The organism is Campylobacter concisus, assembly GCF_002092845.1.
Classification (GTDB): Bacteria; Campylobacterota; Campylobacteria; order Campylobacterales; family Campylobacteraceae; genus Campylobacter_A; species Campylobacter_A concisus_AQ.
The window spans coordinates 25,109-50,996 of sequence record NZ_LVXF01000039.1; the positions used below are offsets into that span (position 1 = coordinate 25,109).

At 37.7% G+C, this 25,888-nt stretch carries 23 protein-coding genes and 1 other RNA gene; 13 read left to right on the top strand and 11 right to left on the bottom strand.

The window, feature by feature from the left end; translation table 11 throughout:
• Positions 1-86: 86 nt before the first annotated feature.
• The 3 genes from A3854_RS07600 to pyrE form a co-directional block, all read right to left on the bottom strand.
• Positions 87-1,514 (bottom strand): ATP-binding protein, encoded by a 1,428-nt coding sequence (locus A3854_RS07600; protein ID WP_084041977.1) that lies wholly within the window; start codon positions 1,512-1,514, stop codon positions 87-89.
• Positions 1,504-2,193, bottom strand: coding sequence for a response regulator transcription factor (locus A3854_RS07605; RefSeq protein WP_084041978.1), 690 nt, complete (start codon positions 2,191-2,193; stop codon positions 1,504-1,506). The genes A3854_RS07600 and A3854_RS07605 overlap by 11 nt, the downstream gene beginning before the upstream one ends.
• 244 nt (positions 2,194-2,437) lie before the next feature.
• Positions 2,438-3,046 (bottom strand): orotate phosphoribosyltransferase, encoded by a 609-nt coding sequence (gene pyrE / locus A3854_RS07610; RefSeq protein WP_084041979.1) that lies wholly within the window; start codon positions 3,044-3,046, stop codon positions 2,438-2,440.
• Positions 3,047-3,165: 119 nt separating this feature from the next.
• Here pyrE and A3854_RS07615 point away from each other — a divergent pair, with 119 nt between their 5' ends.
• From A3854_RS07615 to thyX, 3 genes are all read left to right on the top strand, one after another.
• Positions 3,166-4,533 carry a Na+/H+ antiporter NhaC family protein gene (locus A3854_RS07615; protein ID WP_084041980.1) on the top strand — a complete coding sequence of 456 codons (1,368 nt, stop codon included), beginning with the start codon at positions 3,166-3,168 and terminating at the stop codon, positions 4,531-4,533.
• A 120-nt stretch (positions 4,534-4,653) separates the two neighbouring features.
• Positions 4,654-7,098: a flagellar hook protein FlgE gene (gene flgE, locus A3854_RS07620; protein ID WP_084042036.1), complete on the top strand. Its 2,445-nt coding sequence runs from the start codon at positions 4,654-4,656 to the stop codon at positions 7,096-7,098.
• A 118-nt stretch (positions 7,099-7,216) separates the two neighbouring features.
• Positions 7,217-7,846: an FAD-dependent thymidylate synthase gene (gene thyX, locus A3854_RS07625; protein ID WP_084041981.1), complete on the top strand. Its 630-nt coding sequence runs from the start codon at positions 7,217-7,219 to the stop codon at positions 7,844-7,846.
• 54 nt (positions 7,847-7,900) lie between these two features.
• Here the strand turns inward: thyX and A3854_RS07630 are convergent, their stop codons facing one another.
• The 4 genes from A3854_RS07630 to ruvC form a co-directional block, all read right to left on the bottom strand.
• On the bottom strand, positions 7,901-9,007 hold the full coding sequence (locus A3854_RS07630) for a DNA adenine methylase (protein ID WP_084041982.1): 1,107 nt from the start codon (positions 9,005-9,007) through the stop codon (positions 7,901-7,903).
• A gap of 1 nt (position 9,008) precedes the next feature.
• On the bottom strand, positions 9,009-9,524 hold the full coding sequence (luxS, locus tag A3854_RS07635) for an S-ribosylhomocysteine lyase (RefSeq protein WP_084041983.1): 516 nt from the start codon (positions 9,522-9,524) through the stop codon (positions 9,009-9,011).
• Positions 9,525-9,658: 134 nt separating this feature from the next.
• The gene (locus A3854_RS07640; RefSeq protein WP_084041984.1) at positions 9,659-10,348 is read right to left on the bottom strand and encodes an MOSC domain-containing protein; all 690 of its coding nucleotides are present in this window, start codon (positions 10,346-10,348) and stop codon (positions 9,659-9,661) included.
• A gap of 17 nt (positions 10,349-10,365) precedes the next feature.
• Positions 10,366-10,845: a crossover junction endodeoxyribonuclease RuvC gene (gene ruvC / locus A3854_RS07645; RefSeq protein WP_180378673.1), complete on the bottom strand. Its 480-nt coding sequence runs from the start codon at positions 10,843-10,845 to the stop codon at positions 10,366-10,368.
• Positions 10,846-10,967: 122 nt separating this feature from the next.
• Here ruvC and dnaA point away from each other — a divergent pair, with 122 nt between their 5' ends.
• From dnaA to A3854_RS07670, 5 genes are all read left to right on the top strand, one after another.
• A complete protein-coding gene (dnaA, locus tag A3854_RS07650) occupies positions 10,968-12,278 on the top strand; it encodes a chromosomal replication initiator protein DnaA (protein ID WP_084041986.1) in 1,311 nt (436 codons plus the stop codon).
• A gap of 154 nt (positions 12,279-12,432) precedes the next feature.
• Positions 12,433-13,506 carry a DNA polymerase III subunit beta gene (gene dnaN, locus A3854_RS07655; protein WP_084041987.1) on the top strand — a complete coding sequence of 358 codons (1,074 nt, stop codon included), beginning with the start codon at positions 12,433-12,435 and terminating at the stop codon, positions 13,504-13,506.
• 14 nt (positions 13,507-13,520) lie between these two features.
• Positions 13,521-15,830 carry a DNA topoisomerase (ATP-hydrolyzing) subunit B gene (gene gyrB / locus A3854_RS07660; RefSeq protein ID WP_084041988.1) on the top strand — a complete coding sequence of 770 codons (2,310 nt, stop codon included), beginning with the start codon at positions 13,521-13,523 and terminating at the stop codon, positions 15,828-15,830.
• Between the two features lie 16 nt (positions 15,831-15,846).
• Positions 15,847-16,464: a preQ(1) synthase gene (queF, locus tag A3854_RS07665; protein WP_257639895.1), complete on the top strand. Its 618-nt coding sequence runs from the start codon at positions 15,847-15,849 to the stop codon at positions 16,462-16,464.
• Positions 16,464-17,699, top strand: a complete 1,236-nt coding sequence (locus tag A3854_RS07670) for an HD domain-containing protein (protein WP_084041989.1) — start codon at positions 16,464-16,466, stop codon at positions 17,697-17,699. Before queF ends, A3854_RS07670 begins: the two co-directional genes overlap by 1 nt.
• Here A3854_RS07670 and ffs read toward each other — a convergent pair.
• Positions 17,686-17,783: signal recognition particle sRNA small type (ffs, locus tag A3854_RS07675), an RNA gene on the bottom strand. The two genes, A3854_RS07670 and ffs, sit on opposite strands and share 14 nt — an antisense overlap.
• Positions 17,784-17,895: 112 nt before the next feature.
• Here ffs and A3854_RS07680 point away from each other — a divergent pair.
• Complete coding sequence (locus A3854_RS07680) at positions 17,896-18,321, top strand: hypothetical protein (RefSeq protein ID WP_072595304.1); 426 nt, start codon at positions 17,896-17,898, stop codon at positions 18,319-18,321.
• A 45-nt stretch (positions 18,322-18,366) separates the two neighbouring features.
• Here A3854_RS07680 and A3854_RS07685 read toward each other — a convergent pair whose 3' ends face one another.
• The 3 genes from A3854_RS07685 to fliK are packed head-to-tail and all read right to left on the bottom strand — an operon-like array spanning position 18,367 to position 22,090.
• On the bottom strand, positions 18,367-19,965 hold the full coding sequence (locus tag A3854_RS07685) for a flagellar hook protein FlgE (RefSeq protein WP_084042038.1): 1,599 nt from the start codon (positions 19,963-19,965) through the stop codon (positions 18,367-18,369).
• 8 nt (positions 19,966-19,973) lie between these two features.
• Positions 19,974-20,681: a flagellar basal body rod modification protein gene (locus tag A3854_RS07690; protein WP_084041990.1), complete on the bottom strand. Its 708-nt coding sequence runs from the start codon at positions 20,679-20,681 to the stop codon at positions 19,974-19,976.
• Between the two features lie 8 nt (positions 20,682-20,689).
• The gene (gene fliK, locus A3854_RS07695) at positions 20,690-22,090 is read right to left on the bottom strand and encodes a flagellar hook-length control protein FliK (protein ID WP_084041991.1); all 1,401 of its coding nucleotides are present in this window, start codon (positions 22,088-22,090) and stop codon (positions 20,690-20,692) included.
• A 161-nt stretch (positions 22,091-22,251) separates the two neighbouring features.
• On the opposite strand from fliK, the gene typA reads away from it, so the two are divergent.
• From typA to A3854_RS07715, 4 genes are all read left to right on the top strand, one after another.
• Positions 22,252-24,054, top strand: a complete 1,803-nt coding sequence (gene typA, locus A3854_RS07700; RefSeq protein ID WP_072595308.1) for a translational GTPase TypA — start codon at positions 22,252-22,254, stop codon at positions 24,052-24,054.
• 399 nt (positions 24,055-24,453) lie between these two features.
• Positions 24,454-24,963, top strand: a complete 510-nt coding sequence (locus A3854_RS07705) for a hypothetical protein (RefSeq protein WP_223155377.1) — start codon at positions 24,454-24,456, stop codon at positions 24,961-24,963.
• Positions 24,960-25,331, top strand: coding sequence for a hypothetical protein (locus A3854_RS07710; protein ID WP_084041993.1), 372 nt, complete (start codon positions 24,960-24,962; stop codon positions 25,329-25,331). Before A3854_RS07705 ends, A3854_RS07710 begins: the two co-directional genes overlap by 4 nt.
• Complete coding sequence (locus tag A3854_RS07715) at positions 25,322-25,876, top strand: pyrroline-5-carboxylate reductase dimerization domain-containing protein (protein WP_084041994.1); 555 nt, start codon at positions 25,322-25,324, stop codon at positions 25,874-25,876. Before A3854_RS07710 ends, A3854_RS07715 begins: the two co-directional genes overlap by 10 nt.
• The last annotated feature ends 12 nt before the right edge of the window (positions 25,877-25,888 follow it).

Genomic DNA, 25,888 nt, shown 5'->3' on the forward strand with positions numbered 1-25,888 from the left:
TTAAATTTTTTATCCTAAAATCAAAATGATTTCATACTGATAATACTAACACCAAAAAAGGGTAGAAAAGGGGGAATTTTAATAAATTATAAATTTTCGAAACTAATTGTAAATGTAATACTATTTTCATCTACATTTCTAGCAAAGATTAGAGCGTTATTTTTGTTAGCTATTAGCCGGCTCATATATAGACCAAGCCCACTGCCAGACTCTTTTGTGCTAAAGTGTGGCTCAAAGATAACTTTTAAAAACGAAGTCTTTATCGCTCCTGCATTATTTTGAACGCATAAATTTTTACGATTATCTTTTATAAAAGTATAAATTTTTATTACTCTTGGCTTTACATAGCTTTGTTTAAATGCATCTTTTGCGTTATTTATAATATTTATTAAAATTTGAATTATTTCATTAAAATTTGCAAAGATTGTAAAATTTTCTCTTATATCGATCTCTATTTCAATTTGATATTTCTTAAGTGAGGCGTTTAGAATTTTTATAGTCTGATTTATCACTTCCTCTACGCTAAACTCCCTTTTTAAAGTATTTGGCTTAAAAAAGTTTTTAAAATCATCAACCGTTTCAGACATAAAATTTATCTGCTTGCTAGTCTCTTCTATAAACTCATAAATTTTTGCTTCATCGAGCTTTTTTCGCTCCTGATAGAGTTCTAAATTTATTAAAGCTGAGCTGATTTGAGCTAAAGGCTGCTTCCACTGATGCGAGATATTGCCTATCATCTCGCCCATTGAGGCTAGGCGGCTTTGATGTATCATTAGCTGCTCAGTCTGCCTTTTACTCTCTTCGCCACGCCTATGCATCTTATAAACAAGTAGCAAAAATATCCCAAATACAAAGGCTATCGCGCTCATTATGATGACAACCTCTTTTAAATGGTAAGAAAAAATGGCACGTAGTGGGATTTTAAAAGATAGCATTGCCATCATCTCACTTGCTTCAGAAATTTTTCCATTTGAAATTTCATAACGATCCAACATCTGTTTTGGAGCACTTTCGCTATTATGACAGGCTAAGCAAGATGTATTTTGACTTCTTATAGGAAGTCCTACAAAAAATTGTGAGCCGTTTTCATCTTTTATAATCTTTGAAAACTCACTAAATTTATTCTCTTTAAAGCCTCTTAACACCTGCGCTTCAAATTCATTTGGTTCATGAGCTTTATTTAAAGGTGCCATGGCGACTAGTTTGTAGTCAAAGTCAAGATTGTATTTTTTCTTTTGGATATTATAAATTTCACGGCTTATATATGAAGATGAAAGCAATCTCTCATCAAAAAAATCCTCTTTTATAATGCCATCACGCTTTAGCTGCTCTATTAGCGGACGCTGAACGCCTGCAATGTATTCTCTTACAGAATTTATACTCTCAAGCACATAATACGCCTCTTTTTTGGCATCTTTCATTGCAAGATTATTATAAAAATTTAAAACAAGTGCGGATATTAAGAGATAAACAAAGATAAAAACACTAACGATTAGTTGAAATTTATATTTCACAAAGATAACCTACACCGTATAAATTTTTAATCACATCTTTGCCAAGCTTCCTTCTAAGCTCTTTTACGATCGTCTTTATCGCCTCTTTGCTTGGCTGCTCATACTCCCAAATATAATCGAAAATTTGTTCATAAGTTATAGTTTGATTTTTGTTGTTTAAAAAATACTCTAAAAGCCTACTTTCACTCTTACTTAGATGAGAAATTTCACCATTTATATAAAGTACTTTTTTGCCAAAATCGTATTCTAATTTATCATTTAGCCTAAGAGTAGGTTTGCGTCCAACAAGCTCTAAAGCAACGTCTTCTAGGGCTTTTATAAATGACTTTTTATCATATGGCTTTGCAAGATACCTTGTGATCTTTAACTCAACTGCTCTCCACAAATACTCTTGCTCGACGTGGCTTGATAAGATCACGATAGGAATTTTTTGATTTATAGTTCTTACTTTTTTAGCGATCTCTAGACCATCGATATTTGGCACGCTTATATCAAGCACCAAAACATCATAAGCATCGCTCATCGCTAGCTCAAGTGCATCATAGCCATCTGTTACGCCATTTACCTCGGCAAAAAATAGCTCCAAAGAAGCACAAATATTTTTTAAAATCGCCTCTTCATCTTCAAGGCAAAGGACCTTTTTGTTTGATAAAACGTCTAAAATATCATATTCTTGCATAGCTTCATCTCGCTTTTTGAGCAGATATTATCACTTGGTAGCTTAAAAAATAAGATTATCTAAAAAATAATTCATACCGATATAAAAGATAGATTACTTTTAAAAATTAAACTATAAATTTTTGTTGAAGTGACTTGAAGTCTTGATTAAAATTTTTTATGAGTACTATTTTTGGATTTTTATAAAAATTTTAGCTATCGATCAATTTAAAAAAGAAAGATAGCTATATTTATAGTATTAAATTTTAGTTGCCTCTGCTTCCAGGTTTGATCGCTTTGCTTCCATTTTTACAAAGTGGGCAATGCTCAGGCTCATAAATTTCAAACTCAAAATTTCCTAAAGCAAAAAAAGGCTTATCGCTTGGCAGTTTTGCATTTGGCTTAGCCTCATTGTCTAAATTTGTAACCTTACAAAAGCCGCGATTTGCAAGCGCTGCAAAGCCAACTACCTCGCCGCCAAGGCTCTCTATCACATGCGCTGCCTCAAGTGCCGAGCCGCCAGTCGTGATGATATCTTCACAAACGATAAATTTCTCACCCTTTTTTACCTCAAAACCACGTCTAAGACTCATTACCTTTTCAACTCGCTCTGTAAATATAAAACGCTTCTTTGCTGCGCGAGCTAGCTCATAGCCAGCTAAAATTCCTCCAAGTGCAGGCGAGCAAACGCTATCAAATTTAATGCCAAATTTCTCTATCACGCAGGCAAGCTCGTCGGCTAGCTTTCCAGCCAAAGCTGGGTCTTCAAGCACCTTTGCACTTTGGAGATAAAACTGCGAGTGATTGCCACTGCTTAGTAAAAAATGTCCCTCTAAATATGCCCCAGCCTCTTTATAAATTTTCTCTAAATCCATCGTTTTTTCCTTTTAAAATTTACTCAAAATCTTAACACAAGCCCACTTAAGCCACTCTTTTTAAAATTTAATAAGCCACACATTTGTATAATCTCTCAACACTCACAAAAAGGACGCTCATGCTTATATTTAACCCTGTTGTTTTTAGCATTTTGGTAATGACGATACTTTGTCTATTGCGTTTTAACATTTTGCTTTCTATCCTTATCTCTGCTCTTGTTGCGGGAGTAATGTATAAGCATGGATTTAGTGGATTTGAAAGTGGCATTGTAGATGGGATAGATAGCCTCTTTACAGCCCTAAAAGAGACTACACAAAGCCTCATAAGCGGTATGCAAGGCAATCTTGAGACATCACTTAGTTATATTTTACTTGGTGCTCTAGCAGCTGCCATCGCAAATACAAATTTAACTGCTATCTTGATAAATGCTTTGAGTAAATTCCTTAGCTCAAATAAAGTGATTTTTATACTAACTATTGCATTTATAGCGTGCTTATCTCAAAATTTAATCCCAGTTCACATAGCTTTTATACCTATTTTGATCCCGCCACTTCTTGCTATTATGAACAAAATGGGAATAGATAGACGTGCCGTGGCTTGTGCTTTGACATTTGGTCTTCAAGCACCTTATGTAAGCCTTAGCGTTGGCTTTGGTCTTCTTTTTCACAATATCCTAAAAAAAGAGCTAGCAAATAATGGCATAACCACATCTATTTCTGATATCTCTTCTGTTATGTGGATAGGCGGCGCTTCTATGCTTATCGGACTTATCCTCGCTATACTTTTTTATGGCAAAAAAAGAGCTTATAAAACTTCAAAATTTGAAAAAGAAGAGCTTGATGAGATCGAGCGCGCAAAAAGCCTTGAGATGACTAAAAAAGAGTGGGCGGTTTTAGCTGGTGCAGTTGTGGCTTTTGGTGTGCAAATTTATACTGAGCTACTACCTCTTGGCGCACTACTTGGACTTTTGGTTATGGTTGTTTTTGGCGGTATCGAGTATAAAAAAGTAGATAAGATCATGGACAATGGCCTTGCTATGATGGGATTTATCGCTTTTATCATGCTAGTTGCTGCAGGTTATGGCACTATCTTAAGGGAGAGTGGCGGAATAGACGAGCTTGTAAAATACGCTAGCTTGGTATCTGGCGGCAAGATAGGTGGAGCACTTTTGATGCTTCTTATCGGACTTCTTGTTACGATGGGTATAGGCACTAGCTTTGGCACGATCCCTATCTTAGCTTCTATCTATGTGCCACTATGCGTTAGCCTTGGCTTTGGCGTACCAGCCATCATCTTGTTAGTTGGCATAGCTGCAGCTCTAGGAGATGCTGGAAGTCCTGCAAGCGATAGCACACTTGGGCCAACAAGCGGTCTAAATGCTGATGGTGAACACAACCACATATATGATACTTGTGTACCTACATTTATATTTTTTAACATACCACTCATAATCGGTGGCATCGTTGGAGCTATGATACTTGGATAAAATTTGGCGTTAATTACGCCAAATTTCTTTTTATTTCTTCTACTCTTTATCAATATAAATTTTGGAACATCTTTTGCTTTTGAAAAATATAAAAATTTAAAATGCAAAAAGGATAAGTCAATGATGAGATCACTTTGGTCTGGTGTTTCAGGCCTGCAAGCCCACCAGATAGCCATGGATGTAGAAGGCAACAATATCGCAAACGTTAATACCTATGGTTATAAATACAATCGTGCAAATTTTGCTGATATACTAAGCCAAACTCCAAGAGTCGCTACTGCTCCACAAGGTCAGCTAGGCGGTCAAAATGCTATGCAAATAGGTCTAGGAACGACTATAAACTCAACTACAAGAATTTTCTCACAAGGCACACTAACATCTACTGATAAGCAAACAGACCTTGCACTTCAAGGAAATGGTTTCTTCGTCGTATCTCCAGATGGTGGAACTACAAGATATTATACAAGAAATGGCGACTTTGTCCGTGATAAAGCTGGAAATTTTGTAAACAATAGTGGCTATATCGTTCAAGGCTGGACAAGAGATGAAGAAACTGGCACTATCGACTCAACTGGACCGATAAAAAATATCGTGATAAAAGAGGGTCTTACCACTCCAGCAAGAGCGACAACAGAAGTAAAGATAAAAGGCAACCTTGACTCAGGCAATACCATAGGACAAAGAAGTACGCCTATTTATTCACTAGACTCTGTTGCTGGTGGACGTGACTATAATAATGACGGAATTTTAAATGCAAACGAAGTCCATAACGAGAATGATGTAAATAATGATCAGTTTTATACGAACTCAAGAAAAGAGCAAAGCTTAACAGAGCGTGGTGTAGATCTTGGTGTTACATTTGATGAGCTTGGAAATGGCCTTGCTTTAAGAGATGGGCAAGGCATCTGGGTGAGCTATGCAAATGCTAAAACTGAAAAATTTACAGTAGGAAGTGGATTGCCACAAAGTATCGGACAGATAAACCCAGCAGCAACACTTGATATTACAATCAATGGCACAAACATCAAATCTCAAGCTAATACAATAACAAGTATTAGTGATGTTGCAGCTGCTATCAACGCCCAGTACAATAAAACTGGCGTTAGAGCTGAAATTTCAGAAGGTAATAAACTAACACTTATAAATAGAAATAACTCAGGCACCACTGAAGAGACAAAAAATATCCATCTAAAAGTAAATGGCGGAAATACTGTTACTGGTTTAGCTGATAAAGATATCATCACAGCTTATCAATATGTCTATACAAGCTCACAAACAACAGCTGTTCATCCAAATAACGATAAAATCGCAAGACAAGTAACAACAACAGAAGATCTTCGCGCTGCTATGCAAGAAGATGCTAGAAACCACGTTGACTATAACGGCGACGGCCAAATAAACGCGAACTCAGATGCACTAGATGCGGCAAAACTAGCAACCGCAGCACATAGAATAGCACCTGGAACTGGTGGAGCAGCCATAACTAACACTGCATATCAAACAGCTTATAATACAGCATATGCCGCTGCTACTGGTACTCCGGATGCAAAACACGCAGCTGGTATCGCAGCACTTCAAGCACTTGCAGGTGATGATACAAACGATGGTGTAAAGATCACTGTAAATAAACTAGGTCAATTTCAACTAGAAAATCCATCAAATGAAGTAGCAGATCATGCACTTTATATGACAACAACTGGCCTTACAAAGCCAGCTCAAGGTACAAATAATTCAGCTATAAATGAAAATGTTAGACTTACAACTATTATGAAAGCACTTGATGGCGCACTAAGCCCAGGCCAAGCTCTAAGAGCAAGTGGTAAGATGATGATGTCAAGCCACGGCTCAACGGCAGAAATTTTTGACTCACTTGGCTCAAAACACACAGTTAGTATCAAATGGACAAAGACAGGCACTACAACAGATGGTGGAACTGAGTGGAGCATGGTTATACAAGTACCAGAGCCAGCTAAGATAAACTACACAGGTGAAGGCCCAGATAACGTTATAACTGGAACAGCTAGATTTAACGCAAATGGCTCACTTGCAAGTTTTCATCCAGCAACGATAACATTTTCAGCTAACAACGGCTCACAAAGTGGCCAAAACATTAGTTTAAATTTTGGTCTTGGAACTGACTTTAACGGCTTAACAAGCTTTGATAAAGACTCATCAACTGAATCAATCTCGCAAGATGGCTACACAGGCGGCACATTAAACGGCATAAAAATAGATGAGACTGGAACGATAATAGGCTCATTTTCAAATGGTCAAAGCTTTGGCCTGGCTAAAGTAGCACTTGCTACCTTTACAAATAACGAAGGTCTTCAAAGCGAGGGTGGAAACGTATTTTCACAAACCGCAAACTCAGGTGAAGCAGTTATTGGTGCAGCTGGTACAGGCGATAAGGGAACGATTGCAGCTTCAAAACTTGAAGCTAGTAACGTCGATCTAAGCCGTGCGCTAACAGATCTTATTGTTATCCAAAGAGGTTTCCAAGCAAACTCAAAAACGATCACAACAAGTGATGAGATGCTAAATACACTTCTTCAATTAAAACAATAATAACTAAGACTTTTACAAAAGGGAGCGTTTGTCTCCCTTTGAAATTTATGCTTTAAATTTACAAATAAAATCAGCCTTCTTTTTGTAAAATGTTAAAAAATTTTACAAAAGAGAAAAAATGCAAGTAACACTACTAAATCATACTCCACTAAATATCTGCTCTCACGCGATCCGCACATGCTGGCAAAGCTTTGAAAAAGGCGACAACGGTGGCGAAAAAGATGTTGAGCTAATAGATAGAGTAGGCAATAAATTTAAACACGCTTCAACGCTAGAGCACCTATACTATAACTTCTACATCCAAGGCATCTCTCGCGCACTACTTCAAGAGCTAGCTCGTCACCGCTTGGCAAGTCTAAGCGTCAAATCAACTCGCTACACGCTAAAAGAGCTAAAAAAAGAGGAGAAATTTGAAGTAGGGCAGTTTGAGCGTGCGGCTAAATTTATCGTGCTAACAAATGACGAACTAGTCGATAACGCAAGCATAAAAGCACTTGAAAATTTGCGTGAAATTTTAGCCTCAACTACAAAAAGCCTTGATATAGTCAAATACTGCTTGCCAGAGTGCTATAAAACCGAGCTTACATGGAGCATAAATGCTAGAAGCTTACAAAATTTCATCTCTCTAAGAAGCTCAAAGTCAGCCCTTTGGGAGATAAGAAATTTAGCAAATGCCATCTACGATGCTTTACCTGAAGAACATAAATTTATCTTTGAGAAGTGTTTGCCAGAGGATGAGCAAAACTAACATTTATGTTAGTGTGATTTGTGATTTAGAAGTGATGAAACGAGCGCGCTAAATTTACTTTTTCAAAACGTAAAGAAGCTCGTCTACGTGGATGTTTCTAGCTTTTAAATTTCTGCTGCCTCGGTAGGCGTTATACTTTTGGCGCAATAGTTGAACTTTGCCCATTTTATTTAGATTTTGATCAAATTCATCTTGGTTGATAAAGCCCTCTGAGTTAAACGAAATGAGTACAAATTTTGCCTTTAAATTTGCTATCAGCTCGAAAAATGCCTCGCTTGCTGATGATTTTTTATTAAAAACTGATCTGTTCCAGTCCTTTGCGATGCCTGAAACCTTTGAAATTTTACTTGGCTCTTCATAGCTTGCAATGAGATTTAGCATGAAGTAGTTTGAGCCGTATGGGTGCTGGTTATAAGGTGGATCAAGATAGACTAGATCAAGCCCATCAAGCTCTTTTGCGAGCAAATTTGCATCCTTTTGATAGACCTCAAATGGCACGCTAAAATTTGAAAAAATAGGCTTAGTCAAATTTATATCAGAAGTGATCCTTGATATGGCGTTTTGCCCCCTGCCACCAAACTGGCCAATGCCCTCTTTATTTTTATGAAAACCTTTAAAAATTCCACTTGTATTTGCATGCACACTTGCATTATAAAGTAGTGGAGCTATGAAAAATTTTCTCATCTCCTCTGGCATTAGCTCATCTATAAGCCTTCTAGCAGTGTCAATGAACATAGCATTTTTTCTTGTGTAAAAGACCCGCTCGCCCTCGGTAATATTTTTATCATCTTGTGGGGCGTAAAGTTTTGTTATAAAGCCTTCAGAAAGATTATCTTCTATCTCTTTTTCAAGCTTTTTTTGCCAGAAATTTATCTCATCTCTTAGCTCGTTTGTGGCGTTTTGCAAATAGCATGAGTTTGTGATAAAGCTGTAAAGCTCTAAGTCGTTTGCGACTAGGAATTCGCTATTTTGCTTTAAAAACCTGGCCACTACGCCACTTCCGCTAAAGAGGTCGCAGCAGCTAAGTTTTTCTTTTTTAAGCTCGTCTTTTGCGTATTTTACACCTAGATCTATAAAGCCTAAAAGAGAGCGTTTGTTACCAAGATAGGTTAAAATTTGCTCTTTTAGATAGGCTTGATTTTCTTGTTTTACTGGCTTCAAATCAGTGCTTTTTTAGTCCCATAGCATCAACGTCAAGCTTGATCTCATCGTTATTTATGATGACTAAGCCCTGATCAAGAATTTTCTTTGCTATGGCATGCGCTTCATCAAGAGAGTGCATCTTATAAGTGCCACATTGAAATTTATTTAGCTCTGGAATTTTATCTTGATCTTTGACTTCTAAGATATCTTTCATAGAGGCAAGCCATGCCTTTTTTACAGCTTCTTCGCTAGGTGTGCCAATGACGCTCATATAAAAGCCAGTTCTACAGCCCATCGGTGAAATGTCTATGATCTCTACGCCGTTGCCGTTTAGATGGTTTCTCATAAAGCCAGCAAATAGGTGCTCTAAAGTGTGAGTACCTTTCTCAGGCAAAATTTCTTCATTTGGCTTGCAAAATCTCAAGTCAAAAACACTTATATCATCACCCTTTGGCGTTTTCATACTTTTTGCTAGTCTTACTCCTGGGGCTTGCATTTTTACGTGATCTACACAAAAACTATCAAGTAATGGCATATCTTCTCCTTTAAATTTTTGGTAATTCTAGCGTAAAAAATGTTTAAAATTTAAAGGCTCATGAAAAATTTTACATAAGCCTTGTAATATCTGAATATTTGTGGGTATTAAAATAATAAAAATTTTACTTACTATTATAAATTTCTCATATATTCTGTACTATAAATACCTTGAATACGTCTTTCCATGTCACTATACCAACTTTTTGGAATAGTGGTGAGAGAGTTAAATTTCTCTAGTAAATTTAAATTTTTATTTGGAGCACAAAAAAGTCTATTTACTTCTAAAATGCTCATATGAACTGGATCTTTTTCTATAACTTCTATCACGTCGCCCACTTTGCACGATCCTGGTGTTATGACGCGGTAATACCAGCCAGTAAGCCCAGTTTCAAAGATGTGAGTAGCCATATTTTCATTGCCCCATCTTTTTGAGAGCTTAAAGCATGGTTTTCTAGGCTGCGAGACTTGAAGGATTAGTGAGCCGATTTTATGTATATCACCTACACAGACACTACTCTCATCGAGTCCATCAATGCATAAATTCTCACCCATAGCTCCATAAGCCATATTTTTCAATCCTAAAAAACTCCCCCAATCGGCGTAATTTGCAAATGAATTTGCAAAAACTGCCTTTTCAGGGCCGCCATGGTGCTTTGTATCAGCGACGCTATCACCCTCAAAGCCAAGTTCATTTGCAAAAATTTCACCATTTTGAGCTACTTTAAAAATAGCTGAGCTCCAAGGTAAATTTAGCTTATCAGTCGCACTTTGCGAGCCATAGTTTTTCACCTCGCCAATTAATAATGCTTTTAATGTTGCCATCTTTTTCCTATCAAAATTTAGCTTATTCTTAAATTATTTGCATGAGTTAGTGCGATTGCGATTGCATCAGTGATATCAAGCGGTTTTATCTCTTTATTTATACCTAAAATTTTCTTCACCATAAATGCCACTTGCTCTTTGTCAGCTTTAGCCTTGCCAGTGACCGTCTTTTTCACCTGAAGCGGCGTGTATTCGGCGAAATCACCATGAAGCTGTAAAATTTTAAGGCTAAGTGCCCCTCGAAACTGAGCAAGCTTTAAAACCGTTTTTGGATTATAAGCAAAAAATATATCTTCAATCGCGACCTCGTCAAATTTATGATTTTTAAAAATTAAGTCGAGTCCCTCGCAAAGCTCGGTAATTTGATATTGAAGTGTGTTTGGTTTTATTTTTATGAGTCCTGCTTCAAGAAGAGTAGTTTTCAATTTATTTTTTTCAAGTATTGCATAACCACAATTCTTCGTACCTGGGTCGATTCCTAAAATTTTCATCACTATCTTTTCAATACTTTTTCACGACTTTTTCACGATGTGAAAAAGTTTGTCGGAGTTTAACAAAGGTTTTATTAAAATTAAGATAGTATCACTATAAAAATTCTCGAAATTTAAGGCATAAAAATTTGATAGCAGACGAAATTTTAGAAAATCTTTCAACACAAATTTCACCTGAAGAATACCAAAGTTATATCAAACAATTAAAATTTAATGAAAAGGCTTCAGACGATCATATTATCGTATTTACTGCACCAAATGAGTTGATGGCTAAATTTATAAATACAAGATATGCTGATAAAATCGCTCATCTATATGAAGTTAGAACAGGCATAAAACCAAATATAGAAATTTCATCTACTAAAAGTAGCAAGACATCAAAACAAAATCAAATAAATGTTAAGCAAATAAAAACACAAAGTAGCATTTTAAATCCAAGCTACACATTTGAAAATTTTGTCTGTGGAGCTTCAAATCAATACGCATTTTTAAGCGCAAAAGCAGCCGCTGAAAAACCTGGTATACTTTATAATCCACTTTTTATATATGGCACGACGGGACTTGGCAAGACTCACTTACTCCAGTCAGTTGGAAATCATTGCCTAAATAAAGGAAAAACCGTTATTTGCGTAACTAGCGAACAATTTATGATAGATTTTACCAGTCACATAAATAACCACTCAATGCCAAAATTTCGTGAAAAATATAGAAACTGCGATGTTTTACTAATAGACGATGTACAGTTTCTTGGTAAAACTGATAAAATCCAAGAGGAATTTTTCAACACATATAATGAGCTTTTAGCAAAAAATGGTCAAATAGTTATGACTTCAGATCGACCTCCAAAGACACTAAAAGGCTTTGAGGATAGGATGATTTCAAGATTTGATAAGGCTTTTATGGCTGATATTACGCCGCCTGAACTTGATACAAAGATAGCCATCATCATCAAAAAATGCGAATTTGATAAAATCGATCTAAATAAAGAGGTCATAAACTACATAGCTACAAACATGGGAGATAATATCCGTGAGATCGAGGGAGCTATCATAAATTTAAACGTATTTAAAACTCTTATGAAAGAAGAGATCACACTTGATCTTGCAAAAAGTATATTAAAAGATCTTATCAAAGAAAAACGTGAAAATATAAATTTTGATACTATCGTTGAAATAGTTAGTAAAGAACTAAATATCAAACAAAGTGATATAAAAAGCAAATCAAGAGTTACAAATATCGTAGAAGCAAGACGAATCATCATATATCTTGCAAAGATGCTTACAACAAACTCAATGCCACAAATTGCAAACTATTTTGGTATGAAAGATCACAGTGCCGTTAGTCATAATATTAAAAAGATAAATGAGCTAATACAAACTAATGAAATTTTTAGTCTAAAAGTTACTGAATTAAAAAACAAAATTTTGACAAAAGGATAAAATACAATATGAAATTTGTGAATAAATGTGAAAAAAAAAATATAATTTTTCACATTTCAAATAGCTGTATTTCGGTGTTTAAAAGTACTTTTCACTTTTTAACATCACCTACTAAAACAAAAAAATTAAATTTAAAAATAGAAGGAAGTTTTTAATGAAGGTTTTAATAAACAAAAATATGCTTGAAAGCATAGTAACAAATACAAATCCATATCTTGAAAAAAGAGATCTTAGTGCTATAACTTCTCACATTTATATCTCAGCAAAAGATGGTGTTTTAAACATAAAAGCAACTGATCATGAAATAGGTCTAGCATATAAGCTAAGTAATGTAAAAATCGTTGATGAAGGTTACGCAACTGCAAATGGTAAAAAATTACTTGACATTATAAAAAGTCTAAAAGACGAAGAAGTGATGTTAGAAACTGTAAACAACTATCTTTATATAAAACAAAAAAACTCAAAATATAAACTTCCAATGTATAAATTTGAAGATTTTCCAGAATTTCCAACGATTGAGGGTAAATCAAAATTTGACGTTGATGCTGTTATGTTAGGAAGAAGTTTAAAGAAAATTTTACCAAGTATTGATAGTAATAACCCAAAATTTGAACTAAACGGAGCTTTTCTTGATATTAAAAAAGACTTTATAAACATCGTTGGTACTGATACAAGAAGACTTAGTGTATTTAGATTTCAAACACCAACTGAAAAAGAATTTTCACTTATAATCCCTAAAAAAGCTATCAATGAAATACAAAAATTATTTTTTGACAAGATAGAAATTTACTATGATGAAAATATCTTAATCGCTCAAAGTCAAAATTTTGAATTTTTCACAAAACTTATAAATGGTAAATTCCCAGATTACGAACGTGTCATACCAAAAGAGGTAAGAAAAAGACTTCAACTAAGTAGAGATAAGATGATAGAGGGCATAAAAACTATTTCAATGCTAAGTGATACAATGAAAATATCTTTTGCAAAAGACAATATAACATTTGAAAGTGTTATAGAAGATAACTCTGAAGCAAAAACTACGATTGATTATCAAACTGGTTTAGAGCTTGGAGATGAATTTTTCATAGGTATAAAAAATAGATATCTACTTGACTTTTTAAGTAGCATCGAGGATGAAAATTTTGAGCTTGGATTTAATGAAAGCTCACTAGCATTTGTTGTAAATTCAAAAGAATTAACAACAGTAATAATGCCGATAAATTTATAAGATAAGGCAAGATTATGGAAAATAATTACGGCGCAGAAAATATCAAAGTACTAAAAGGGCTTGAGGCGGTCAGGAAGCGCCCGGGCATGTATATAGGTGATACTAATATAAGCGGTCTTCACCATATGATCTATGAAGTCGTTGATAACTCTATCGACGAAGCGATGGCAGGATACTGCGATACGATAGACGTTGAGCTTACACGCGAGGGCTCGGCGATCATTAGTGATAATGGCCGTGGTATCCCAGTAGATATGCACCCAACTGAGAAAATTTCAGCTGCGACTGTTGTTTTGACAGTGCTTCACGCTGGTGGTAAATTTGATAAGGATACTTATAAGGTCTCCGGTGGTCTTCACGGCGTTGGTGTATCTGTCGTAAATGCCCTTTCTAAAAAGCTAGTCGTAAATATCAAACGCGATGGCAAGCTTCACAGACAAGAATTTGCAAAAGGCATCCCTCAAAGCGATCTTGAAGTTATAAAAACTACAAACCGCACAGGTACGCAAGTCGAGTTTTGGCCAGATGATAGCATATTTGAAGTGACTGAATTTGATGATGAAATTTTAGTAAAAAGATTTCGCGAGCTAGCCTATCTAAACCCAAAGATAACTATAAATTTTAAAGATCAAAGAAATGGCAGAAGTGAGAGCTTTCATTTTGAGGGCGGACTTGAGAGCTTTGTAACTGATATGAACAAGGCAAATGCTGTTAGCAAAGCAGTCTCATTTAGCGGCGGCGAAGATGATGTTATGGTTGATTTTGCCCTACTTTACAACGACACTTATAGTGAAAATTTACTAAGCTTTGTAAATAACATCAAAACTCCAGATGGCGGTACTCACGAGGCTGGCTTTAGAGCGGGCCTTACAAGAGTTATCACAAACTACGTTCAAGCAAACGCTGCTGCACGTGAAAAAGATACAAAGATAACTGGTGAAGATATCCGCGAGGGACTTATCGCAGTTGTTAGCGTAAAGGTGCCAGAGCCGCAGTTTGAGGGACAAACAAAGGGCAAGCTAGGCTCAAGCTATGTAAAACCTATCGTTCAAAAGATGGTTTTTGACGTGCTTACAAAGTATTTTGAAGAAAATCCTATCGAAGCAAGAGCGATAATGGATAAAGCCCTAATGGCAGCTCGTGGTAGGGAAGCTGCTAAAAAAGCTAGAGATCTAACTCGTAAAAAAGAGAGCATGAGCGTAGGCACACTCCCTGGCAAACTAGCTGATTGTCAGAGTAAAGATCCAGTAATTAGCGAGCTATACCTAGTGGAGGGCGACTCTGCGGGCGGTTCAGCAAAACAAGGACGTGATAGAGTTTTTCAAGCGATATTGCCGCTTAAGGGTAAAATTCTAAACGTTGAAAAGGCAAGACTTGATAAAATTTTAAAATCTGATGAGATAAAAAATATGATAACAGCGCTAGGCTGCGGTATCGGAGATGAATTTGACGCTGAAAAACTTAGATATCATAAGATCATCATCATGACAGACGCCGACGTCGATGGTAGCCACATCCAGACACTACTTTTAACTTTCTTCTTTAGATTTTTAAATAAAGTTGTTGAAAACGGCCACATCTATCTAGCTCAGCCGCCACTTTACCGCTATAAAAAAGGTAAGAAAGAAATTTATCTAAAAGATGAAAAGGCACTAAACGAATTTCTTATCGAAACTGGCATCGAGGGCGTTGATATAGAGGGCATTGGCAGTGCTGATTTGATTGACTTTTTAAAGATCGTTGCAGCTTATAGAAGCGTCTTAAAAGAGCTTGAAAAACGCTTTAACGTCCTTTCAGCGATCCGCTATATGATAGAAAATCCAGACATCGTCTCAAAAAGCTACAATGAAATTTTTGAAATTTTAAGAGACTTCTTAAAAGCTGAGGGACACAACATCCTAAACCACTACGTTAGCGATGATGAGGTTAGAATTTATGTCCAAACTGAAAGTGGCCTAGAAGAGCTTGTGGTAAATGAAAATTTATTCACAAATCCACTCTATGAAGAGGCACTTTACATCAGCCAAAAGATAAAAGAGCGCGGCCTAGACTTGCATAGTGACGTTATAGATGTACTTGATGAAGTAGAAAAAAATGCGAAAAAAGGTGCATACATCCAGCGCTACAAAGGTCTTGGTGAGATGAACCCTGAGCAGCTTTGGGAGACTACGATGAACCCTGAGAACAGAAGACTTTTAAAGATCGATATAAACGACGCTATAAGCGCTTCTGATACGTTTAATCTATTCATGGGCGATGAGGTCGAGCCAAGAAGAAATTACATCCAAGACCACGCAAAAGACGTTAAACACTTGGATATTTAAAAAAAAAGGATAAAAAATGAGCGAAGAGATGAAGTATGGCGAGAAAATTTTGAAAGAATTTGACGTAGAGAGTGACCTTGAGGTCTGGGAAAATAAGCAAACAAGGGACTATGTCATAAAGATCACTCTGCCTGAGTTTTGTTGCCTTTGCCCTCGCTCTGGTTATCCTGACTTTGCGACGATCTATCTTGAGTACATCCCAAATAAGCTAGTTGTCGAGCTAAAAGCGATAAAGCTTTATATAAATAGCTTTATGAGCCGCAACATCAGCCACGAAGATAGTATAAATGAAATTTACTCTGTTTTAGAGAAAAAACTTGAGCCAAAATTTATGAAGATAGTTGGTGATTTTAACCCACGTGGAAATGTCCATACGGTTATCGAGATCAGCTCTGATCTAGTGGTAAAAAAGCCAGCTGAAGAGAAAGAATACGCTCCAAGAAGTAGGGAGAGAAGCTTTAGTGATAAGCCACGTGAGAGACGTAGCACAAGCGATCGCTCTAGCAGTAGAGGCAGCAGAGATGATAAATTTAAAAAAGATGACAAACCAAGGAGAAGCTCAAACAAAGAGGGCTTTAGAAAGATAAGCTACGCCGATGATAAGAAGCCAAAAGTAGTCAAAAAGGATAAATAATGATAAGTGCTAAGCTTATAGAACATATCTTTAAAGCAGCATCTATATCACGTTGGAACGACTATCCAAAGATGACAAATTTAGTCGAGCTTGACAAACAGGCTCATAAATTTATCATCGCTTATTTCATAGCAAAACAAGAGCAAAATGCCGACATGAATTACATCATCGAGGCTGGAATTTTTGAGTTTTTAAGCAGGGTCGTAGTCACAGACATACGCCCTGACGTCTTTCATCACATCCAAAAGACAAAAAAAGATCAGATAAATAGCTGGGTTTTAAGCAACCTTGAGACGCTCATCTCAGATATCGAGGGCGGCGAGTTTTTGGAGAGATTTAAAAACCACTATAAAAACGACAAAACTCACGAAAAAGAGCGCCTTATACTAAAAGCAGCCAGCTATCTTGCCACGAGGTGGGAATTTTCTATCGTCTATCAAACGAGCCAGTTTTTAAGCGATATCGACGAGCTTAAGGCAAAGGTTGAGGAGGAGATGGAGGATTATTACGAGTTAATTGGCGTTAGAAAGATCGCTATGAATCAAAAATTAGCCCGCCTTGTTGATCTAAGTGGCAGACTAAGGTTTCAAAAGCGCTGGGCACAAACGCCACGCATCCCTGAAACTGCGGTCTTAGGACATATGCTAGTTGTTGCGATACTAAGCTACTTTTACTCGCTAAAAGCAAAAGCTTGCAAAAAACGGCTAGAAAATAACTTCTTTTGCGCACTATTTCACGACTTGCCAGAGAGCCTAACAAGGGATATCATAAGCCCTGTAAAATACGGCGTAAAGGGGCTAAATGAGATCATCAGTGAGTATGAGATGAGGCTTATTGATGAGAGGATTTTGCCATTTGTGCCTGAAAAGATCAAAGATGAGTTTAGCTACATCCTTGGCATCAGAAAAGATGGCGAGAAATTTATCAAAGATGAGTTTGAAAATAGGACTTACGAGCGCAAGATCATCTGCCACGAAGGGACTATGGAGAACGTAAATGAGGATAAATTTAACCCGATAGATGGCAAAGCGCTAAAATACTGCGACAAGCTATCAGCCTATATCGAAGCAGGAATTTCTATAAGCTACGGTGTCAAGTCAAAAGAGCTAACTGATGGTTTTAATAATATGTATAAATTTTTTAGCGAAAAACCTAAGATCGATGGAGTGGATTTTTTAGAAATTTGCAATGATTTTAATGAGCATTTTGGTTTAGAAAGACCCCCTCTCAGATGACTGCGGCACACACTTAATACAAGTGCTCTGCTGTGTTCCCACCCTGAAGCGGTGCTCATAAAAAGCATTGCACAGGTCTAAGAAGGAGCTTCGCAATCATACAAAAACTATACTTAAATTTAGTTTTATAGTTACATTTTTAAAAATTTAGCTTTAAAAGTATATAATCAGCCCAAATTTCATAAAAAGTAGAGTAATGTCTGGAAAGTTTAAACTTCGTTTTTTATCAGCTTTTAGAGATTTTTTTATCTATCATCACAAATCTTTAGAGTTTCGTGCAAAAATTTTTGCCGCTATGATCTCTGCTAAATTTGACCCAGACGAAGATGATTTTTTTGTTTTAAATGACATTACAAATGAAATTTATGAAAATGACCAAACAAGAAAAGACTTTTTGATCCAAACTGTTAAAGAGTATGTAGCCAGAGTTAAAAGAAACGATAGGATCACACTTGATGCACTACTTTTAAGCATTGATAAAGACCTAAAAGATCATAAAAGATACGCCAAAAAGATAGATTTTTCTCACCTTCGTCGCTTGATGAGTGGCTGCGAGGAAGAAATTTTAGTTCAGCAAAGAGTTTATGAGTTTTTAATAAACGAAGTTAAACTCTATTCTTAAAATTATCATTCATTTTAAATTTTTAATCATCAACTAGCATAAAAATTATTTCTTCATCTGAATAGCAGTCTGGATCATCTCATCACTTGTTGTGATACTTTTTGCACTAGCCTCATAAGCCTTTTGTGTGACTATAACCTCACTTAGCGCTTGACCAAGATCGACGTTACTCATTTCAAGTTTATTTGCAAGAATTTGTGAGCCATAAATGGTCTCACCAGCTTTATTTTTATAAAAAAATGCTTCACCTGAATTTGGAGTTGCCTCATAGAGATTATCACCCACTTTTGATACGCCCTGTTCATTTTGGAAGTGATATAGAGCTATTTTTGCAACTATAAATGAGCGAGAATTGTCAAAATTTGCCATGATATTACCACGGTCATCTACGCTATATTTTGTGAGATTTCCCTCGGCATAGCCATCTGCTTTTATGACGAAGTCTTTTTTTGAATTGGCTGAGCTTGTTATGCCATTATAGACATTCGCATCTCCATCGCCAAGAAAATTTAAAGCTACGTTTCCAACGCTTGTTAATGTATTTGTAACAAGTCTACCGCTACCATCAAAAGTAAGTGTTCCCATAGCTGTATTTTGTACAACACCATTAGCATCAGTTATCGTAGCTGTAGCATTCCAGATAGTTTGATTGCCACCTTGAGGGATTTGCTTTGTAAAATTTATAGTTACTAAGCTCTTCGTACCATCACTGTTATATATCTCTGAGCTTAGTTTTTCTTTATTAGCTACTTCAACTAGTGATGTAACTTCAGCCTTTACATCTAAATTAGCAAAATTCATAAATTTTAGGCTTTTATTGTTTATATGCCAGCTGCCATCGCTCTCTAGTGTGGTTGAAAACTCACTAATTTTACCATCACCGTCTTTTACTTTTACCACCACGCTGTCACCTGCTTTTGCACCAAAGTTCGTCTGGCTTAGTGGGATTTGTCCATTTAGTGAGATAGTTTTGTTTGTATTATCGAGTGTATAATTAAAATTTGCCGCATCAATGGCTGTTGTTCGCTTATCTGTTATAAGGCTTGAGTCTAGGTTACCTTTTAAATTTATATTTTTTGTTTGCTTGGCTGGCATATATAAAAAATGAGGTAAATTTATACCTTTTTGTGAGCCAGTATCGCCTAGTTTTAGATCTTCTTCTTTTGCAGTAAATGCCTGCGTGGTACCTTTTGTTTGACCATATTTTCTAAGAGCATTAGCACTTGGGGTGACTGGAGTAAAACTTGTTAACGTACCAAGAAGCAAGTTGCCTTTATTGTCTACTAAATTTCCAGCCCCATCTATATCGAAGCTACCTGTTCTTGTGTAGTAGTTTCTACCATTTTTATCAACGACACCAAAAAAGCCTTTACCACCTATGGCTAGGTCAAAGTTATTATCAGTATTTTGAAAACTACCATTTGTCATCTTTAAAGCTGTCGTTTGTTTCGTAGCTCCAAGACCTACTTGATTGTTAGTTGGGCCACTTCCAGCAGAAGCCATATGTTGATTGATTAAATTTTTAAACTCAGGGATTGAAGCTTTAAAACCTACGTTGTTGATATTTGAAATATTATTTGCCCAAACATCCATACCAAAGCTTTGTGTTTTAATACCACTAATTCCATTGTAAAAACCTCTCATCATGGATTTTAGCCCTCGTAAAATTCAGATATTTTATCCATTGGGACATATTCGCCTGCGATTTTTATCATGGCTTTGCCGTCTACAAATTTTACTGCTTCAACCGGATAGTTACCTACTTGAGTTTTGTATGAATTACCGTCTTTTCCAGTGTAATTAACAGAGACTGTATATGCTCCGTTTGGTAATTGTTTTCCAGAATCATCTTTGCCATCCCAAGATATTCTGCGAACTCCTGATTTTAGATCTTTTATATCGATTGAACGAACGACCTCTCCATTTGCATTTTTAATTTCGAGCTTACCATTTGCAAGATCTGATTTAAAATAAAGTGCAAAATTTACAGTTTTTTGCTCATCTGTTAGTAAAACTGAGTTTGAACCAGTTGAGACCATTTTGCCAAGGGCTGAGATAGCGTAGGCATTTGCATTTGATTTTAACTGATTTACAAGCTCTTTCATAGCTGAGTTTGTATTTTGTTGCATCTCTAGTGAAGCTAGCTGACTAGTTTGCGTAAGCATCTTTTCAGTATCCATAGGGCTTGTTGGATCTTGATACTGAAGCTCTGTTAAAAGTAGCTTCATAAATGCATCTTTATCTAGCTGCGCATTTGGATTAGTTCCTGTGCCAGCTGCCGCATCTTGCTTTGCTTTTGCCTTTTTCTCGGCGTTTTTTTGTTGAGTTGTTTGTGTAGTTATATCTGAAACTGAAGCCATAATCTCTCCTAAATATATCTTGGTATTACTAGTTCAAGCAAGCTTTGTTCCGCTTGAGTGTTTTCGCTCTCATCGTTTTGATTTGAGCTATATTTATTCTTTGCTTGTTCTTTTTTATCTTGTCTTTGATTTTGATCTGAGAAATTCATCTCAAGCTCGGTAAATCCCATATTTACAAGGCTATTTTTAAACTCGGCTTGATTTTGCAAAAAGAGATTCATCGTAGCCGTGGTTGAGTTAAAATTTACATGTAAGTTGTTGCCACGATTTACCATCGTGATCTCGACCTCGCCTAAATTTAGCGGGTTAAGCGTGATGTTAAAACGAGTGATAGGCGCTTTGTAGTTTTGCACCTGCTCTTTTAGTGTAGAAGAGAAGTTACTAAGCGTCTCTTTTATCTCAGCCTTTGTTTGAAGCTGGTGTTTAGCACTACTAGCGATATCTTTTACCATTTGTTTTAGCTCTAATTTATTATCGCTGTTAAATGTCTCTTTGCTCTCAAAATTCTCATTTTTTTGTTGTTCTCTTTCAGGAAAGAGTAGTGACTCAAGAGTTGGAGCTTTTTGTGCCTTTTGCTCATGTAAATTTACCTTTGTTTTTGGCTCTTTTGGCTGCTCATCTGGCTCAACATCTACTATCTCATCATCAAGCTTTACTTCACTATCTAGCTTTTTAGGCTCTTCTTTTACTAAATTTTTAGTTTCATTAGTTGGATTTGCCACTACCTCTTTTAACAAAGTATCAAGCTTTACGACCTCTTTTGGTTCATTTTTGATGATGGTTTGCTCGACTTCATTTTTTAGCTCTTTTAGGTAAAAAGGCTTCTCTTCAGTTTTTATAGGTGTGAAAAATTCTTTCTTGCCTAAATTTTTAAACATCTCATTTAGTTTTGGCACATCTTCGTTTGAAATTTCTATATTTTCAAGGCCAAGGTCAAATTTCTTAGCAAGGTCGATAAGATCGCTAACGCTTTTAACATTGCTAAGCTCTTCAACGTTTTCAGGCACACTTAAGAAATTTGCTATTTTGTCGCTGAAATTTGGAAATTTACTTACTTTTTCATTGCCATTTAGAATTTCTAAAACTTGCAAAAGCTGCATAAAATTTGCATTTTCATAAAGCTCATTTTTTGTGTTTTCGTCCAAATTTTCTTCAAGTGCGGTTGAAATTTTTGCTACATTTTCGCTTTGAGCTTTTTGTAGCGTCTCTTTTTGAGTAGTAACTGTTTTTACTATTTCTTTGACATCTTTTTCAGTGATTTTTTGGCCGCTATTTGCCTTGCTCGCAGCCGCATCCAAAACCATCGACAAAAACTCACCGTTGTTTTGAGACTTCTTCGCAGCTGTGGGCTTTTTAGTAGCCGCAGGAGCTAACAAATCTACGTTGTTTTTCGCTGTATAAGCTTGCATTTAAACCTTTCAAATTTTTAAACTTAATGCCAAACATGCAAAATCTATTCCAAAAATTAATTTCTTGATATCAGCTTAAAATTTATAAAAATTTGGCTATAATCTGCCCCTATTTTAAAACTGACAAACAAAAAATAGCAAACTAATAAACGGAGAAAAATTTGGAAAAGATACGAAATATAGCCGTTATCGCACACGTCGACCACGGTAAAACAACAATGGTTGATGAGCTTTTGAAACAGTCAGGAACATTTAACGAGCATCAAAACCTTGGCGAGCGTGTAATGGATAGCAACGACATCGAAAGAGAGCGTGGCATCACGATTCTTTCTAAAAATACTGCTATTCGCTACAAAGATACAAAGATCAACATCATTGACACCCCAGGCCACGCCGACTTTGGTGGTGAGGTAGAGCGTGTTCTTAAGATGGTTGATGGCGTTTTGCTACTTGTCGATGCGCAAGAAGGCGTTATGCCGCAAACTAAATTCGTCGTCAAAAAAGCACTTTCACTAGGACTTCGTCCAATCGTTGTCGTAAATAAGATAGATAAGCCAGCAGGCGATCCAGACCGCGTTATAAATGAAATTTTTGACCTTTTTGTCGCACTTGATGCAAATGACGAGCAGCTAGAATTTCCAGTAGTTTATGCTGCTGCTAAAAATGGCTACGCAAAGCTAAAACTAAGCGATGAAAACAAAGATATGCAGCCACTTTTTGAGACTATCCTAGCTCATGTACCAGCTCCAAGTGGTAGCGATGAAAACCCGCTTCAGCTTCAAGTGTTTACTCTTGATTATGACAACTATGTCGGCAAGATCGGTATTGCGAGAATTTTTAACGGCAAGATATCAAAAAACCAAAATGTCATGCTTGCAAAGGCTGATGGCACAAAGACAACTGGTAGAATTTCAAAGCTTATCGGCTTTATGGGTCTTGAAAGAACCGATATTAACGAAGCTGGCACTGGCGACATCGTAGCGATCGCTGGCTTTGATGCGCTTGACGTTGGCGATAGCGTCGTTGATCCAAACAATCCTCATCCGCTTGATCCTCTTCACATCGAAGAGCCAACACTTAGCGTTGTGTTTTCTGTAAATGATGGCCCATTAGCGGGTACTGAGGGCAAACACGTTACATCAAACAAGATCGATGAGCGCCTTGCAAACGAGATGAAGACAAATATCGCGATGAAATACGAAAACATCGGCGAGGGCAAATTTAAAGTAAGTGGCCGTGGTGAGCTTCAGATTACTATTTTGGCTGAAAATATGCGCCGCGAGGGCTATGAATTTTTACTTGGCAGACCTGAGGTTATTGTAAAAGAGATAAACGGCGTAAAATGCGAGCCATACGAGCTTTTAGTGATTGACGCACCTGATGATACGACAGGCACTGTCATAGAAAAACTAGGCAAAAGAAAGGCTGAAATGGTCTCTATGAACCCAACAGGTGATGGTCAAACAAGGATCGAGTTTGAGATCCCAGCACGCGGACTTATCGGTTTTAGAAGCCAGTTTTTGACTGATACAAAAGGCGAGGGTGTTATGAACCACAGCTTTTTGGAGTTTAGACCACTAAGCGGCACCGTCGAGCACAGAACAAATGGTGCTTTAGTTTCGATGGAAAACGGAGTAACGCTTGCTTATTCGCTATTTAACTTGCAAGATCGTGGTGTGCTTTTCCTTGATCCGCAAGCAAAAGTCTATGTAGGCATGATCATCGGCGAGCACAGCCGTCCAAACGACCTTGACGTAAATCCTATCAAGGGTAAAAACCTAACAAACGTGCGTGCTAGCGGTAGCGACGATGCGATCAAGCTTGTGCCACCTAGAAAGCTAAGCCTTGAGCGCGCACTAGAGTGGATCGAGGATGACGAGCTAGTCGAGGTTACGCCTATAAATATCCGCGTTCGCAAGCGCTATTTAGACCCAACAGAGCGCAAAAGAAAAGCAAAACTCTAATTAAAATTTGTCATCTAGCCCCTTTGTAAAGGGGCTAATAATTAAACTCTAAAAACAGCAAAAAAGATTTAAATAAATTCTTATATCTTTTTGAATTATTTATTTAAATTGGCTTTGTTCAAGACGAAATAGAGTCATTCTCTCTCATCTAAAATTTATCAATCCTAAAACTATTTATACTTTAAAATACCATACTTACTTTTCTATTTTTACTTTTAATATAATCAATACAAAAATGCTTAGTTTATGCTAGAATCGGCGTAAATTTAAAGGAAACCGATGAAAAAACTAAAATTTATCTTCGCTTTCGCCGCAGCGTTAATTTTTGGCGGCTGCTACGAGACGACACTGCTTACGCGCGTGCCGATCTCTACGCTTGCTTCGGATAAAGGCGCGGATGTGAAATCCACGATCGTGCTAACTGGCATAACGCCGCAGACGCACGAAACGAAGACGGTAACGGACAACGTTCGCATTTTCGTCCCTGACGCTAAATTTAAGGATTTTCCGACGGGAGAAACCGCCTACGAGATGAGTGTGAGCGTCGGCAAGGGCGAAAAGGGCGGCAAAAACTCGGACAAGCGCGTCGTGCGGATATATCTAAGCCCAGACGGCGACGTCTACGGTAAGCTTAGCAAAAACATACTCGAGCAGTACGCGGGCGCAGCTAAACAGAAAATGGAGCCGACGCTAAAAGCGGCGATCAAATTTGAAAATGACACGAACGTCGTTTATGAGCTGGTCGTGGGCAACGAGTTTAAGGCGAGCGATGAGGCGCAAACGGGCGGCGTTTATACCTTGGCGCCTGGGCAGGTTACGGGCGCGATCTGGGCGGATAGCGCGGCGGTAAATACGGCGATCGCGGGCAAAGCGGTCAAAATCGGCACTCTAAAAAAGACGGCGAAATGAAAAACGTAAAAATAGGCTTCATCGGCGGCGGAAATATGGGCGGCGCGATGATAGAGGCGCTTTGGCGAGCGCAGTGCGGCGCAGCTAACGAGGGGCGAAGCTCGGTCGAGGACGAGCGAAAATCCAGCGGCGGTAGCGAGGCGCAAAGGGTGGAAAATTTAGCGCAAACGGATAAAAACGCGAGCTCGTGCGAATGCGAAAAAGAGGCAAAATTTGAAATCCTAGCCTGCGCCAGAAGCAAAAACGAAGCCTTGCGGCAGAGATTTAGCGTAAAAATAGCCGCGAGCGAAACGGATCTAGCGCGCGAAGCGGACGCGGTCGTGCTGTGGCTACTAAGCCCGCTAGCTACGAGGCTATCTTGCGCCTGATCGCGCCCGAGCTTGCGGGCAAAATTTTGCTTCTTTTGGCGCCGGGTTTTGACATAAATCGCGCTAGGCAAATCGTAGGCGAGGGCGTTTATATCGCTCGCGCGATGCCAAATATCGCCGCTTGCATCGGCGCGTCGGCCACGGCTCTTTGCTTTGACGCTGGATTTAGCGAGGCCAAGAAAGAGACCGTGCGCGAGATAATCGCAAAAATCGGTAAAATTTATGAGATAGACGAGACCGGTTTTGCCGCATTTACGGGCATCGCAGGTAGCCTGCCCGCGTATGCGTGCGCCTTTATCGAGGCTGCGGCCGATGCCGGTGTGCGGGGCGGACTGCCTAGGCAGCTTTGCTACGACGCCGTTGCGGCAGCCGTAGAAGGGACGGCGCGTCTGATCCAAAGCGGCAAGCACCCGGCCGCGCTAAAAGACGAGGTCTGCTCGCCCGCGGGAACCACGATCGAGGGACTTGCCGCGCTTGAAAAGGGCGGATTTCGCGGCGCCTTGATGGATGCCGTCGCCGCTTGCATCGTCAAAGCGCGGGGTTAGGCAAATTTTTAA

Bases quoted from the DNA above. Each gene is read 5' to 3' on its own strand.
- A3854_RS07605 (WP_084041978.1), bottom strand. From the start codon at position 2,193: ATGCAAGAATATGATATTTTAGACGTTTTATCAAACAAAAAGGTCCTT.
- pyrE (WP_084041979.1), bottom strand. From the start codon at position 3,046: ATGGATTTAGAGAAAATTTATAAAGAGGCTGGGGCATATTTAGAGGGA.
- A3854_RS07615 (WP_084041980.1), top strand. From the start codon at position 3,166: ATGCTTATATTTAACCCTGTTGTTTTTAGCATTTTGGTAATGACGATA.
- flgE (WP_084042036.1), top strand. From the start codon at position 4,654: ATGATGAGATCACTTTGGTCTGGTGTTTCAGGCCTGCAAGCCCACCAG.
- thyX (WP_084041981.1), top strand. From the start codon at position 7,217: ATGCAAGTAACACTACTAAATCATACTCCACTAAATATCTGCTCTCAC.
- luxS (WP_084041983.1), bottom strand. From the start codon at position 9,524: ATGCCATTACTTGATAGTTTTTGTGTAGATCACGTAAAAATGCAAGCC.
- A3854_RS07640 (WP_084041984.1), bottom strand. From the start codon at position 10,348: ATGGCAACATTAAAAGCATTATTAATTGGCGAGGTGAAAAACTATGGC.
- dnaN (WP_084041987.1), top strand. From the start codon at position 12,433: ATGAAGGTTTTAATAAACAAAAATATGCTTGAAAGCATAGTAACAAAT.
- gyrB (WP_084041988.1), top strand. From the start codon at position 13,521: ATGGAAAATAATTACGGCGCAGAAAATATCAAAGTACTAAAAGGGCTT.
- queF (WP_257639895.1), top strand. From the start codon at position 15,847: ATGAGCGAAGAGATGAAGTATGGCGAGAAAATTTTGAAAGAATTTGAC.
- A3854_RS07670 (WP_084041989.1), top strand. From the start codon at position 16,464: ATGATAAGTGCTAAGCTTATAGAACATATCTTTAAAGCAGCATCTATA.
- A3854_RS07680 (WP_072595304.1), top strand. From the start codon at position 17,896: ATGTCTGGAAAGTTTAAACTTCGTTTTTTATCAGCTTTTAGAGATTTT.
- A3854_RS07685 (WP_084042038.1), bottom strand. From the start codon at position 19,965: ATGAGAGGTTTTTACAATGGAATTAGTGGTATTAAAACACAAAGCTTT.
- A3854_RS07690 (WP_084041990.1), bottom strand. From the start codon at position 20,681: ATGGCTTCAGTTTCAGATATAACTACACAAACAACTCAACAAAAAAAC.
- fliK (WP_084041991.1), bottom strand. From the start codon at position 22,090: ATGCAAGCTTATACAGCGAAAAACAACGTAGATTTGTTAGCTCCTGCG.
- A3854_RS07710 (WP_084041993.1), top strand. From the start codon at position 24,960: ATGAAAAACGTAAAAATAGGCTTCATCGGCGGCGGAAATATGGGCGGC.